General features: G+C 62.1%; 8 protein-coding genes. 5 read left to right on the forward strand and 3 right to left on the reverse strand.

What is annotated here, in order from left to right; translation table 11 throughout:
- Positions 1–3 precede the first annotated feature (3 nt).
- Positions 4–1422: an amino acid permease gene (locus J1G37_RS01360; RefSeq protein WP_207039915.1), complete on the reverse strand. Its 1419-nt coding sequence runs from the start codon at positions 1420–1422 to the stop codon at positions 4–6.
- A 291-nt stretch (positions 1423–1713) separates the two neighbouring features.
- Here J1G37_RS01360 and J1G37_RS01365 point away from each other — a divergent pair, with 291 nt between their 5' ends.
- The 4 genes from J1G37_RS01365 (at position 1714) to J1G37_RS01380 (ending at position 11184) form a co-directional block, all read left to right on the forward strand.
- Complete coding sequence (locus tag J1G37_RS01365) at positions 1714–4791, forward strand: transglycosylase domain-containing protein (protein ID WP_207039916.1); 3078 nt, start codon at positions 1714–1716, stop codon at positions 4789–4791.
- Positions 4792–4932: 141 nt separating this feature from the next.
- Positions 4933–9765: an NEL-type E3 ubiquitin ligase domain-containing protein gene (locus J1G37_RS01370; protein WP_207039917.1), complete on the forward strand. Its 4833-nt coding sequence runs from the start codon at positions 4933–4935 to the stop codon at positions 9763–9765.
- A 133-nt stretch (positions 9766–9898) separates the two neighbouring features.
- Entirely contained in the window at positions 9899–10420 is a 522-nt protein-coding gene (locus J1G37_RS01375; protein WP_185707668.1) for a PadR family transcriptional regulator, read from the forward strand.
- Complete coding sequence (locus J1G37_RS01380; RefSeq protein ID WP_207039918.1) at positions 10417–11184, forward strand: siderophore-interacting protein; 768 nt, start codon at positions 10417–10419, stop codon at positions 11182–11184. Before J1G37_RS01375 ends, J1G37_RS01380 begins: the two co-directional genes overlap by 4 nt.
- Before the next feature lie 50 nt (positions 11185–11234).
- Here the strand turns inward: J1G37_RS01380 and J1G37_RS01385 are convergent, their stop codons facing one another.
- Positions 11235–11861 (reverse strand): Pr6Pr family membrane protein, encoded by a 627-nt coding sequence (locus tag J1G37_RS01385; RefSeq protein ID WP_207039919.1) that lies wholly within the window; start codon positions 11859–11861, stop codon positions 11235–11237.
- A gap of 4 nt (positions 11862–11865) precedes the next feature.
- Positions 11866–12099 (reverse strand): VF530 family protein, encoded by a 234-nt coding sequence (locus J1G37_RS01390; protein ID WP_017738479.1) that lies wholly within the window; start codon positions 12097–12099, stop codon positions 11866–11868.
- A gap of 150 nt (positions 12100–12249) precedes the next feature.
- Between J1G37_RS01390 and J1G37_RS01395 the strand changes: the two genes are divergently transcribed.
- Complete coding sequence (locus J1G37_RS01395; protein ID WP_207039920.1) at positions 12250–14268, forward strand: TonB-dependent receptor; 2019 nt, start codon at positions 12250–12252, stop codon at positions 14266–14268.
- The last annotated feature ends 65 nt before the right edge of the window (positions 14269–14333 follow it).

The raw sequence follows: 14333 nt of genomic DNA on the forward strand, positions 1-14333 counted from the left end.
GGATCAAGCCGAGTGCGGGGTCACGCTGCCGGCATTCGTCGGCTGCAACTTGAACACATAGAACAGCACCGTCAGCAGCACCAGGAACACCGGCCCCACATACAGCGCCACGCGGGTGTCCGGGAAGTAAGCCATCAGGCCGACCACCAGCACCAAAAATGCCAGGGCCAGGTACGAACTGACCGGGTACAACCACATGCGGTACTTGAGCCCTGCCCGTTCAGCGGGGCTCAGGCCTTTACGGAACTTGAGCTGGGCCAGCAGGATCATCAACCAGGTCCAGATCGCGCCGAACGTGGCGATGGACGTTACCCAGACAAAGACTTTTTCCGGCACCAGGTAATTGAGCAACACCCCCAGCAACAACGCAAAAATCGACAGCAGCAAAGCCTTGCGCGGCACGCCATTACGCGATGTGGTGCCAAAGGCCGCCGGTGCCTGGCCGTTCTGCGCCAGGCTGTAGAGCATGCGCCCGGTGCTGAAGATGCCGCCGTTGCACGACGACAGCGCCGCAGTGATCACCACGAAGTTAATGATACCGGCGGCAGTCTTGATGCCCAGCCGTTCGAACGTCATCACGAACGGGCTGCCCTGGGTGCCGATTTCGTTCCACGGGTAGATCGACAAGATCACGAACAACGCACCGACGTAGAACAACAGGATGCGCCAGAACACCGAGCCAATGGCACTGGGAATGGTCTTCTGCGGGTTCTTCGCTTCACCGGCGGTAAGGCCGATCATCTCGACGCCCAGGTAGGCGAACATCACCATTTGCAGGGACATCAACACGCCCTGGATACCATTGGGCATAAAACCGCCGTGGGCCCAGAGGTTGGAAATGCCCAGCGCCACGCCGTCGTTGCCAAAGCCAAAGGCAATGATGCCGACGCCGCCGATAACCATCGCAATGATGGTGACGATCTTGATCAGGGCGAACCAGAACTCGAACTCACCGAAGGCTTTTACCGCGATCAGGTTGATGGAGCCCATGCTGATCAAGGCCGCCAGGGCCCAGATCCAGCGTGGCGTATCGGGGAACCACACGCCCATGTACACCGCCACGGCGGTGATCTCCGCGACGCAGGTCACCAGCCACAAAAACCAATAGTTCCAGCCGGTGAGAAAACCCGCCAATGGGCCCAGGTAATCCTGGGCATAGCGGCTGAACGAACCGGCGACGGGGTTGTGCACCGCCATCTCACCGAGGGCACGCATGATCACCAAAATGGCCAGGCCACCGATGATGTACGACAGCATGATTGCAGGGCCGGCCATTTCGATGGCCTTGGCAGAACCCAGGAACAGGCCGACACCGATACAGGCGCCAAGCGCCATGAGCCGAATGTGGCGTTCGCCGAGTTCACGTTTGAGCGGGCCGCCTTGAGCGGTCTCGCCCTGGGGCAGTGGGTTGCCGACTGGCATAAAGGTACAACCTCATCTTGTTATTGGAGTATCCGCCTCGGACAAGCTCGGCGGGCGTGCAGTATAAAAAGCGTAGCGCAGGGTCTTTCACTATAAAACGGGTGCAATTTAGTGAAACAGTCTGCAATAAAGCAACTTTACAGGAGCATCATTCCTACCCTAAGCGGCAAAACGCCGCAGCGCTCCCACAAGGAAACTTCCGACAAACAAAACACAAATCCCTCACGGCCAGCGCTCAGCGACTAAGCTTCAACCAAGTCCGATCAATCTGCGTGAAGGGATCAATCGACTATGGGCGCACTGTGGCAAACCGATTCGAACAAGGCTGCGCAACACCGCAGCAGTGAGACACCGGCGCCGTTGCCCGCGAAAAACCACCCCTACACCCGCCGCCTGATCTGGTGGGTACTGCTGATGGCGTTGATTGCCCTCGGCGTTGTCGCCAACCAGGAAATGCGTACTTCACGCCTGCAGGCCGAGCACTTGAGCCGCCTGGCCAACGACTTGACCTACCGCGTGCAACCCGGCCCCAGCGACACCATGGTCTATCCCGGCGCCGGGCCGTTTGACCGGCGCCTGGGTTACAGCGACCTGAATGATTTCCTTGCGCGGCTGCTCAAGCGCGGTTACGTGATTGAAGCCCAAGCGCGGTTCTCGCCGGCGTTGATGGACTACACCGCCAAAGGCCTGTTCGTGCCCTATGCCGAAAAAAGCCAGGCCGGCCTGTCGATCACCGACTGCCGCGCGCAACCGCTGTACCAATACACCTACCCGCAACAGCTCTACGCCAGCTTCCCCGCGATCCCGCCGCTGGTGGTCGCCAGCCTGCTGTTTATCGAAAACCGCGACCTGCTCGACCCCGCACAACCGCAAGCCAACCCGGCGGTGGACTGGCCACGTTTTGCCAAGGCGGCCTGGTCGCAAATCGCCAAGGTGCTGCACCTGCCCGGCCAGAGCGCCGGCGGCAGCACCTTGGCCACCCAGTTGGAAAAATACCGCCACTCTCCGGACGGGCTGACGCTGTCGGGCGGTGAAAAACTGCGGCAGATGTTTTCTGCTGGCGTGCGCGCCTACCAAGCCGGGCCGGATACGTTGCAGGCACGGCAAACCATCGTGCGTGACTACCTCAACAGCGTGCCGCTGTCGGCCGTGCCCGGCCACGGTGAAGTGCACGGCATGGCCGAGGGGTTGCGGGTGTGGTTCGGCGCCGACTTCAACCAGGTCAACCAGGCCTTGAATGGCCAGGCCGTCGCGCCCAAGGCCTTGGCCCTGCGCCAGGTACTGGCGCTGATCATTGCCCAGCGCCGCCCGTCACATTACCTGGCCAAGGGGCGGGACGAACTGGCGCAGCTAACCGACAGCCACCTGCGGCTGCTGGCGCAGAACGACGTGATTGATGCCGGCCTGCTCAAGGCCGCACTGGCGGCGCAGGTCACTTATCGCGACTGGCAGTTGCAACCGACCGTGCAACCAATCGAAACCAACAAGGGCATCAGCGTGGCCCGCAGCCGCTTGGCCACCCTGCTCCAGCGCCCGCTCTATGACCTGGACCGCCTGGACCTGTCGGCGACGTCCACCTTGCAAGGCCCATTGCAACAGGACGTCACCGCTTACCTCAAGCACTTGGCCGACCCAGAGTTCGCGCGCCAGACAGGCCTGCTCGGCGAGCGTCTGCTGACCCCAACCAGCACGCCCCAGGTGCGCTACAGCTTCACCTTGTTCGAACTCACTGCCGATGGTGCGCGGGTGCGGGTGCAAACCGACAACACCGACCAACCCTTCGATATCAACGAAGGCAGCAAGCTGGAGTTGGGCTCTACCGCCAAGCTGCGGGTGCTCACCACCTACCTGCAAATCATCGCTGAGCTGCATGAGAAATACGCCGAGCAAAACCCGGCGACCCTGAAAAACCTGCAATTTGACCCCCAGGACCACCTTAGCCGCTGGGTCGTGGACTACCTGCTGCAAAGCCCGGACAAGGGCCTGGCGAAGATGCTCGATGCGGCGCTGGACCGCACCTACTCGGCCAGCCCTGGCGAACGTTTTTTTACCGGCGGAGGGTTGCATCACTTCAATAATTTCCGCAGCCAGGACAACGGCCGCAACCCCACCCTGCGTGACGCCTTGCGCGAGTCGATCAACCTGCCCTTTATCCGCCTGATGCGCGACGTGGTGCGCTACACCACCTACTCCGGCGCCAACAACAGCGCGCAATTGCTCAAGGACGACAACGACCCGCGCCGCCAGGAATACCTGGCGCAGTTTGCCGACCGCGAAGGCACCACGTTTTTGCAGAAGTTCTGGAAGAAGTACCAGAAGAAGGACACCCAGGCCCGGCTGGATACTTTTCTCGACAGCGTGCGACCCACGCCGATCCGCCTGGCCGCCGTGCACCGTTACTTATTGCCCGAAGCCAGCCAGGAGACGTTCAACCGCTTCGTGCGCTCGCACCTGGTCAGCGAAAAACTCAGCGACGAGCGTTTGCAGCGTCTGTACGAAAGCTACCGGCCCGGCGCCTATGACCTGCCCGATCAGGGCTATATCGCCAAGGTCCACCCGCTGGACCTGTGGTTGCTCGGCTATCTGCTCAATCACCCGGACGCCACGTTCAGCGATGCGGTCAAGGCCAGTCGCTTCGAGCGCCAGGAAGTCTACAGTTGGCTGTTCAAGAGTCGTCATCAAAGCGCCCGCGACAGCCGCATCCGCACCATGCTGGAGGTCGAAGCCTTCCTGGATATCCACCAGCGCTGGCAGGCGCTGGGTTACCCCTTCGATCACCTGGTGCCGTCACTGGCTACCGCGATTGGCAGCTCCGGCGACCGTCCGGCGGCCCTGGCCGAGTTGATGGGGATCATCCTCAACGATGGCGTGCGCGGCAAAGTGCTGCGCATCGACAGCCTGCATTTTGCCGCCGATACGCCCTATGACACCCGTGTGGTCAATGACCCCGCACCGGGAAAACGCGTGCTGGCGCTGGAAGTCGCCCAGGCGCTGCGCGGTGCACTGTCCCAGGTGGTGGATGCCGGCACCGCCAAACGCGTGGCCGGCAGTTTCAAGCTGGCCGACGGCACACCCCTGGCCATGGGTGGCAAGACCGGCACCGGCGACAACCGCATCGAGGCCATGGGTGCCGGTGGGCGGGTGATCAGTTCCAAATCGCTGAACCGCACGGCAACCTTTGTGTTCTACCTGGGCGAGCAACACTTCGGCACCCTCACCGCCTACGTACCGGGGCGTACGGCGCAGCAGTTCACCTTTACGTCGGCCCTGCCGGTGCAGGTGCTCAAGGGCATGGCGCCGATCCTGATGCCGTACCTGCAACCGGGCAGCCACACGCAATGCACCGCGCGAGTCAACGCTGAAAAATAGCGTGCGGGCCAACGGCAGATGAATCTGTGCACGTTGAATATCCAAGCTTGGCTGCGGCGCCACGGCGTAACTATCTAACCCCAGGTGCTCCCCCCCCACACTTAGGCTGCGGGCCTTGTCTACGACTCAAGGTCTTCCGCCATGCCCGCCACACCGGATAAAGGTCCGCATTACTCACTGATAAAACAAAGCCTGCCCGACTGGCTGCTCACCACCGCCTGGCCACGGGCGCAAGCGCTCAGCCACACGCCGTTGGACTGGCTCGCGCACCTGCAAGAGGTGCCCGCCGGCCAACATGTCCCGCTCAAGGCCGCCAATGCCCAGGCCTGGGCCACGCAAAACACCGTCGATCAACGCTTGAACGCGCTGCAGGATGTGTACGCGTTTGCCACGCCGCTGTTGACGGCCGCTTTGCAGCAGCAGTACGAGCTCACACTGGATGTACGGGCCACCCACGTGTTGCTGGTCACCGAGCACGGTTCGATTTTCAAGGGCAGCACCAGCCGCACCCTGTCACTGCTCAACGCTGCCCTGCAAAACTTCGCCGACGATGAGCAGTTCACCAGCAGCTCGCGCTACATCACCCAGCCCGATGCCGGTGGTCATTTCGATGTCCTGGCGCACCACACCCGCATGAGCATCGACCAATTCATCGATTTATGCCGTGAACTGGACCTCGGCACCCTGTATGCCCAGCACCTCAAGGAGCACCTGCTGCCGCCCTTGGAGGCCGACAAAAAAAGCCTGCAAGCCCAGGTGATTGCCAGCCAGCAAGCGGCCCTGAACAGCGCGGCGCACTTGGCCCAACTGCGCGGCGAGATCGATGCGGCGACCTTTCACCTGGTGCAACGCACTGTGCGGGGCGAGCGTGGTGTCATGCAGTTTTATCGGCTGCGCCTCATGGAGACGCTGTTGACCGGCGTCCTGCTGATCGCCAGCGACCTGGACCTGGCCAAAGACGTCGTGCCGGTGGTGGTGTACATCCCCCATGACCCCAAAGGCGCAATCCGGGCCTACTCCAGCACCGTGGCGTTTCGCGATGACCTGGCCAGCAAATTGAAGGACCCGGACTATCGCCAATTTTTCAGCCAATTCGTCGACCACCCACACCGTGCTGCCTTTATCGACGGCCAGCGCCAACGCGCACCCTACAGCGCAATCCCCATCAACGGTGAGCTGTGGCCACAGCTGTACCAGGCGGCGCTGAACAAGATCCTCAACGACGGCCGTGAACTGGCGGTGCCTACCGCCGATATAGACCGCCGTGCGCGCAGCGCCTGGTGGGATGCCTTCGCTCACATCCTGGAAAGTGTGCTCAACGTCGCCCTGTTGGTGGCCAGCCCATTCGTGCCGGTGCTGGGCGAAGTGATGCTGGCCTACACCGCCTACCAACTGCTGGATGAAGTGGTGGAAGGTGTGGTCGACCTGGCCCAGGGCCAAGTCCGCGAAGGCGCGCTGCATCTGGTGGGGGTGGTCACCGATGTGTTGCAACTGGCGACGTTCGGTGTCGGCGGCAAACTGGCCCAGTCGGCGTTCATCAATCAGCTCAAGGCCGTGGAGGTCAACGGCAAGACGCGGCTGTGGAACCCGGACCCGACCCCCTATCAACACGACCTGCAAATGCCCGCTGATTCGGTGCCGGATGAGGCCGGCCTGCACAGTCACGCCGGCCAGCAGGTATTGCCGTGGGAGGGCGCGCATTACGTACTCAAGCCCGAGGCCGCCAGTGGCGATTATCGCGTTCAGCACGCCACGCGGGCCGAGGCCTATGCGCCGCCGATCGCACGAGACACCAGCCCACGCGCCTGGAGCGATCAACGACGCCTGAGCGAACTGGGCCCGTTCAATACCGAGCAACAGCAACAGGTCCTTGCCATCAGCGGCCTTGACCACAACCAGTTGCGTGCCGTTCAAACCGACAGCCGCGCCGCACCGCTATTGGACGACACGCTCAAGCGCATGCGGCTGCTGCAGCAGGCCAGCGAAATGCCCGAACAACTGCGCGCCGGTGAGCCTGTTGACCAGGACACTTACTGGAGCCCCTACATCGCCCGGGAGTTGGCGGGATGGCCGCAACAACGCGCAATCCTGGTGTATGAAAACGCCGACTTGAGCGGCGAGCACCTGCGCTTCGGTGAAGCCGACGCCAGCCAGACCCTGTCGATCAGCCGCGACGAGCTGAACCAGGGAAAACTACCCGAGCGGATCGTGGACAGTCTCGACAGCACCTCCCTCAGCACCCTGCTGGGCGAAACACCTGAGGGCCGCACCGCGCAGATAGACGCCCTGCGCAACCGAATGGCCGATCAACTGGCCCAGCGCCGAGGTTCGCTGTTCGCGTACTTGTATAAAAACACTGAAGACCTCACCACCGCGCGTGGCGTGCAGGTACGCGATGCCTTCCCCGGGCTGCCCAAAAGCCAAGTCGACCATGTACTCGACCTGGCCTGGCCCGAGGAACTGGACAGGCTGGACGCGGACAAGCGCTTGCCCTTGCGCCTGAAAAACATCGCCCGCGAGCTGGATGGGCAAGCCAAGGTTGCCCATGCCTTGCAGGGCTTTTACGACCCGCAACTGCTCGGCCCGGGCACCGAGCAAATCCTGCTTGATACCCTGAACGTCTACAGCGATAGCCTGGAAGACTGCCGCATCGAAATCCGCCAGCACACGCCCGTCGCCAACGTACGTGCCAGCGCCGGACCGCAGAACGCCAGCACTCACCGCCTGCTGGTCAAAGACGACGGGCTCTACGAGCTTTACGACAACAACCTGCAGGCACCGCAACCGGCCGGCAACTTATTCGACGCCGTGCTCGACGCGCTGCCGCCGCAAAAGCGCAAAGCGCTAGGCTATGCACGGGGTGATGGCGAGGCGCTGAAAGACTGGGTGAAAGACACCCTGTGCACGCCCGACTCGCGTCGCGAGGTGTTCGCCGACCGGCCCGTAGGGTTGCGCCAGCCGGCCAAAGACATCGATGTACTGGCGCAACCCCCCATGCACACGACAGTGGGCTGGTTTTGCCAGATGTTCCCCAGCGCCCTGGAACGTCGGGTCAAAGCGCTGTATCCGTACACCCGCCTGGAGGAGATCGAAGCGTACCTGGACACCCTTGACGACCCGGTGCAACTGCAACGGTTTGAGGCACGTGAGCGCGAAAAACTGCAGTTGCACCGCGAGCTGACGCAATGGACCAACGCGGTCAGCAGCGAACACACATTACGTCGGAACCTGGCCGATGGCATCTTGCGCGCCTGGGAGGCCAACATCCAGCAGACCGCCATGTCGCTGAAATTGAGTGGCCTCTCTTCTTCAGGCACGCTAGGCAGCCTGCGGTTGAGCGCCAACTTCGATCATATCCAGCACATGGAGATGTACCAAAGTATCCTGTCTGAGGCCGACCTGGCGTTCTTCGACCACTTCCCGCGCCTGATCAGCATCAACCTGAGCAGGAACATCATTGCGAGGCTGCCCCAATCCCTAAGGCGCATGACTTCGCTGAAGTACCTGACCCTGATGGACACCCGCACCCCATGGGACACCGCCACCCTCGAACAATTGGCCGACCTGACCCAACTGCGGCACCTGAACCTTAGCCACAATAGCCGGCTGACCGTCGCACCGAACATCGGCCGCATGCAGCACCTGGACGCCTTGTATCTGAACAACACCGGCATCCGTGATTGGCCGGGCGGGCTGTTCGATCAACCCAGATCGCCAGGGTTCTACCTGAACCTGCAAAACACCGAGGTCACCCAGGTGCCGCAATTCTTGCCATGGACGCCTGAAGCCGAGGTAGTGGCCAATACCCGCCTGGACCGCAATCGGCTGACCACCGACGCCGAACAGCAGTTGATCAGTTACCGCCTGGCGGCAGGCCTGGACCCCTACCGCACCTATGAACCCCGGGGAGACAGTGCGTTCTGGCTGGTGGAGGAACCCCAGCGCAGCCATGACGAGCTTAAACAAATATGGCAAGACCTCGAACAGGAACACGGCGCCCAAGGTTTCTTCGAAGTCATTAAAAGCCTGGAGGTTACCGACAACGTTCAAACGTCGGTTGACTTGCTACTCGCTCAAGCCGGCCGCACAGAATTGACCGGTAAAGTCTGGCGCACGCTGCGCGCCATGCACGGCGACCACGAACTGCGCGCACGCCTGTTCTTGATGGCCAGCAACCCGGTGAACTGCGCCGACGCCGGCGCACAGGTTTTTAATGCCATGGGCATCGAAGTGCGGTTGGCCGAGATCAACCGCAACCTCGCCAGCGTTTCGCGCGAGCGTGAGTTGACCGAGTTGGCCCGAGGCAAGTCGCGGCTGGACCGGCTCAACCAGTTCGCCAAGGCCGACATCGCCCAGCGCATCAAACCTGTCGCCGAGGGCGGGCAGGGTTTGCGGTTCAACACCGAAGTGATCAATGGCGTTCCCGGCACCGTCGATGAGGTGGAGGTGTACCTGGCCTACCAGACCGCCTTGCAGGAACGCCTGAAATTGCCTTGGGTCTCGCCGCACATGAGCTACCGGGTAACGGGCGATGTGAGCTCGACTCAGCTTGAGAACGCCTTTGACGCTGTGCGTTTACCGGAAGCCGGCGACGGTCTAGCGAATGCCTTGCTGGAGCAACCGTTCTGGGACCTGTATCTGCACGAAACCCATGCACCTCAGTTCCAGGCCAGCCTCGATCACGCCCATGCATTACTCGACCCCCTCGATGACCTGTCGTCCGCCCAGAGCCAGTGGGCCAGCGCAAGCGCCGAGGAACGTCTTGAGCAACAGCCACATTTACTGGCGCTGGCCGACGCCCTCAAGGTGCCACACGCGGACGTGCTGACCGGTCATCCAATGACCACCCACACCTACGAACGCATCCTCGCCGCTGGTTTTACCGAAGCGCTGCCCAGCCAAACGGACCTGGCTCGCCGCCTGACCCGCGAAGCCTTGCAGCGCCTGGAAGCGCACGAGGCAACCGGCGCCTGAATCCCTGAGCCCACACCGCCGTGACCATGCCGCTGCCCTGGCGTGGCCACAAGTGACCGTTTGTCGGGGAGCCTTGCGCAAGCAATAAGATATATCTTACGTTATATCTAGATACACACAGAGGCTCCCACCCATGCGAGACCATCCTCACCAGCGCGACGGCTTTGACCCTCGCGCAGGCCGCGGTCGCGGCCCCCGGGTATTTGCACCCGGCGATTTGAAACTACTGCTGCCAGCGCTGATTGCCGAGCAGCCGTGCCACGGTTACGACCTGATCCGCCAGATCGAAAGCCTGTTCGACGGCGCCTACACCCCCAGCCCCGGCGTGATTTACCCGACCCTGACCTTTCTGGAAGAAAGCGACTTGATCCAGGGCGACGCCGATGGCGGAAAAAAACGCTACACAATCACCGACGCCGGTCGTCTCTTCTTAAGCGAGCAGCAAGTGGCGTTGGACGGCGTGCGCATGCGCATCGACGTGAGCAAACGTTCGCTGCGCGGCCATGACCGCCCGCCCGAGATCCACGAGGCGGTACACAACCTGCGCCATGCCTTGCACTCGCACCACGGGCGCTGGAGCCCGGAAGAAATCGTTCGTGTCGCGGCGCTGCTCAATCGCACCGCTCAAGCCATTGCCGACGGGAAAGACCAATGAACAGCCAAGTGATCCACCGCGTCAGTCACGAAATCAAACGCCGCCGCCTCGAAGTATTGCGGGTGGTCGATATCACCCCACGCATGCGCCGTATCACCTTGGGCGGGCCTGAACTGGCGGGGTTCGTCAGCCTGGGCAGCGACGATCACATCAAGCTGCTGTTCCCGCAGAACACTGCCGAACAGGCCGCGCTGGAAAGCCCGACGTTCAGCATCAAGGGCGACGGCCCGCAACCGGCGATGCGCGACTACACGCCACGGCGGTTCGACCTGGACATCGGCGAGCTGGACATCGATTTTGTGCTGCACGGCGATGGCCCTGCGTCCACCTGGGCCGAGCAGGTGCAGGTCGGCCAGCACCTGTATATCGGCGGGCCACGGGGTTCGATGATCGTGCCGGACATCTTCGACAGCTATCTGCTGATCGGCGACGAAACCGCCCTGCCCGCCATTGCGCGGCGCCTCGAGGAATTGCCGGCTGGGCGCAAGGTGCTGGCGGTGATCGAGATCGCTAATGCGGCAGAAAAGCAGGCGCTGAAGAGTGCCGCAGACGTTGAGGTGATCTGGGTGATTCGCGGTCAGGATGACCTGCTGGACACCGTGCAGAAGCTGACGCTGCCGAATGGTTCGCTATACAGCTTTGTGGCGATGGAGACCAAGCTGTCGCGCCAGGTGCGCCGTGTGTTGCTGGATACGCACAAGGTCAACGAAGAGTTCCTCAAGGCCGTCGGTTACTGGCGTGCAGAAGGCAACGAAGAAGACTAACTTCCTGAGTATGAGTAACCCCTGTGGGAGCGGGCTTGCCCGCTCCCACATTAGTGCAGAGGTGACTTCAAGAACTTATCCAAGCCCACCACCGCTAAAGCAATCACCACAAACCCCACCAGAATCCCCCCAGCATTCACAAACACCTGTGGGTAACCAAGGCTGTCCACATCAATGAACGGGTACTGATACTGCCCCAGCAAATGCCCCCGCAGCAGCACATAAGCGAAGTACACCAACGGGTAAACCACCCAGGCGCCGATGTGCTTGAGCTGCAAAGTGCCCTTGGGCACGCACCGCCACCAGTAGATCAAAAACAGCACCGGCATCACGTCGTGGAGCAGTTCGTCGGCGATAAATTGAAAGCCTTCTGGCTGCCACAAATGCCGCAGCAACAGGCTATACGCCAGGCCCACCACCGCGATGCTCACGGCGATGCCGCTGCTGACCCTGGGCGCGAGGAAAAACCGCTTCGCCGCTGAGTCACGCTTGACCAGCGCATAACTCAACACCACCACGGCCAAGGTGTTGGTCAGCACCGTGAAGAAACTGAAAAAGTTGACCAGCCCGCCCAACAGGCTGGCGCCGCTGGACCAGCGCGAATAGAAAATCAGGTATTGCTGGATCGCCAGCCCCACCCATCCCGCCAGCGCCGCTGCCGCGACAAAGCGCTTCACCGGCTCAATCCAACGGGCGTTTGGTGCGCATCAGCTTGACGTACAATCCTTCGACTTTCTCCCGCGCCCACGGGGTTTTGCGCAGGAAGGTCAGGCTCGACTTGATGCTCGGGTCGCTCTTGAAGCAGCGGATATCAATGCGCTCGGCCAGGCCGTCCCATTCGTAGTGTTCCACCAGGGTGGTGAGGACGTGTTGCAGGGTCACGCCGTGGAGTGGGTCGTTGCTTGTCGCGGTCATGCCGGGCCTATGAAAAAAAGGGTCACTAAGGCGCACACCTTATCACCCCGCCCGCCCAGTTATAAAAAGTTCCCGTTCACAGCGAAAAAGAGATGTTATATTGTAACCATTACTTTCAAATCTTTTCGCCGTTTTGCCAAGGAATGTCCGATGTCCCTCTCTTCTCTGTGGCGCTTGTCCCCGCTTGCCGCCGCCCTGCTGATCAGCTCCCACGCCCAGGCCCTTGAGCTGCAACCGCAAGTCATTACCGGCAACCCGCTGGGCAGCGAGCAACTGGCCTCGCCCACCACCGTGCTCGAAGGCGATGACCTGACCCTGCAACAGAAAGGCAGCCTGGGCGAAACCCTGAACAAGCAGCCCGGCGTGTCGTCGTCGTACTTTGGCCCAGGCGCCAGCCGGCCGATCATCCGTGGCCAGGACGGCGACCGTATCCGCATCCTGCGCAACGGCGTCGGCGCACTGGATGCGTCGTCGTTGTCCTACGACCACGCGGTGCCGCTAGACCCGATCAACGTCGACCGCATTGAAATCGTGCGTGGCCCGGCGGCGTTGTTGTACGGCGGCAGCGCCATCGGCGGCGTGGTCAATACCTTCGACAACCGCATCCCCACCGAAGCCATCGAAGGCATCCACGGCGCTGGCGAATTGCGCTACGGCGGCGCCGACACCACCCGCAGCAGCGCAGGCCGCCTGGAAGCCGGCAACGGCACGTTCGCACTGCACCTGGACGCCAATGCGCGGGAATTCAACGACCTGAAAATCCCCGGCCAAGCCCGCAGCCGCCACGCCCCCGAAACCGAAGATGCGCCCGGCAAGAACGGCCGCCTGGGCAACAGCGACGGGCGCCAGGACGGCGGCGCCGTAGGCGGCTCCTACACCTGGGATGATGGTTATGCCGGCCTGTCCTACAGCAGCTATGACGCGAACTACGGCTCCCCCGCCGAACAGGACGTGCGCATCCGCATGAAGCAGGATCACTACGCGTTCGCCTCGGAAATCCGCAACCTGCAAGGGCCGTTTACCTCGGTCAAAGTCGACGCCGGCTACACCGATTACGAACACCGCGAGATCGAAGGCGGCGAGACCGGTACGATCTTCAAGAACAAAGGTTATGAAGCCCGCGTGGAAGCGCGTCACCAGCCCATCGGCCCGTTCAATGGCGTGGTCGGCGCGCAAGTGACCCGCAACGAATTCTCGGCCCTGGGCGAAGAAGCCTTCGTGCCGCAAACCGACACCAATGCCGGCGCGCTGTTTATTCTTGAAGAAATGCAGGCCACCGAACGCCTCAAGCTCAGCCTCGGCGGGCGCCTGGAACACACCAGCGTCGATCCCGACGCCAAGGGCAACGCGCGCTTCGCCGGCGCCGACAGGTCCAATGACTTCACCGCTGGCAGCCTGTCGTCGGGCGCTGTGTACACCCTCACGCCGATCTGGTCCGTCGCCGCGACCCTGGGCTACACCGAACGCGCACCGACGTTCTACGAGCTGTACGCCAACGGCGCCCACGTGGCCACCGGCACCTACGAGTTGGGCGACGCCAACCTGAAGAAAGAAAAAGCCGTGTCCAGCGACCTGGCCCTGCGCTTTGACAACGGCACCCACAAGGGCAGTTTCGGCGTGTTCTACAGCCACTTCTCCAATTACATCGGCTTGTTGGGCAGTGGTCGTACGCTGAACGACGAAGGTGAAGAAGACGCGGATGGCATCCCTGAGTACACCTACTCTGGCGTGCGCGCCCGTTTCGCCGGCTTTGAAGCCCAGGATCACTGGAAACTTGGCGAAGGCGCCTACGGCAAGTTCGCCCTGGAACTGTCGGGCGACTACACCCGCGCCACCAACCTCGACTCCGGCGAAGCCTTGCCACGCATCGCCCCGCTGCGCGTGAATAGCGGCTTGCTGTGGGAACTGGACCGCTGGCAGGCGCGGATCGACGTGGAACATGCAGCGGGCCAAGGCCGTGTGCCGGATAACGAAAGCGGCACCGACGGCTACACCACCTTGGGTGCCAGCGCGGGTTATCGCTTCAACGTCGGTGGCAGCCAGTGGCTGGCGTTTGTGAACGGTGAAAACCTGACCAACCAGACCGTGCGCTATGCCAGCTCGATCCTGCGCGACATCGCGCCGGCACCGGGCAGAAGCGTGCAGTTCGGTATCCGCACCACTTTCTAACCCACACAGAAATCCCCCCTGTGGAAACTGGGCTTTTCTGTGGGAGCTGGCTTGCCTGCGATAGC

The organism is Pseudomonas sp. Marseille-Q1929, assembly GCF_017316265.1.
Classification (GTDB): domain Bacteria; phylum Pseudomonadota; class Gammaproteobacteria; order Pseudomonadales; family Pseudomonadaceae; genus Aquipseudomonas.

Coding starts and splice junctions, on each gene's coding strand:
- J1G37_RS01395 (WP_207039920.1), top strand. CDS start 12,250: ATGTCCCTCTCTTCTCTGTGGCGCTTGTCCCCGCTTGCCGCCGCCCTG.
- J1G37_RS01365 (WP_207039916.1), top strand. CDS start 1,714: ATGGGCGCACTGTGGCAAACCGATTCGAACAAGGCTGCGCAACACCGC.
- J1G37_RS01375 (WP_185707668.1), top strand. CDS start 9,899: ATGCGAGACCATCCTCACCAGCGCGACGGCTTTGACCCTCGCGCAGGC.
- J1G37_RS01370 (WP_207039917.1), top strand. CDS start 4,933: ATGCCCGCCACACCGGATAAAGGTCCGCATTACTCACTGATAAAACAA.
- J1G37_RS01390 (WP_017738479.1), bottom strand. CDS start 12,099: ATGACCGCGACAAGCAACGACCCACTCCACGGCGTGACCCTGCAACAC.
- J1G37_RS01380 (WP_207039918.1), top strand. CDS start 10,417: ATGAACAGCCAAGTGATCCACCGCGTCAGTCACGAAATCAAACGCCGC.
- J1G37_RS01360 (WP_207039915.1), bottom strand. CDS start 1,422: ATGCCAGTCGGCAACCCACTGCCCCAGGGCGAGACCGCTCAAGGCGGC.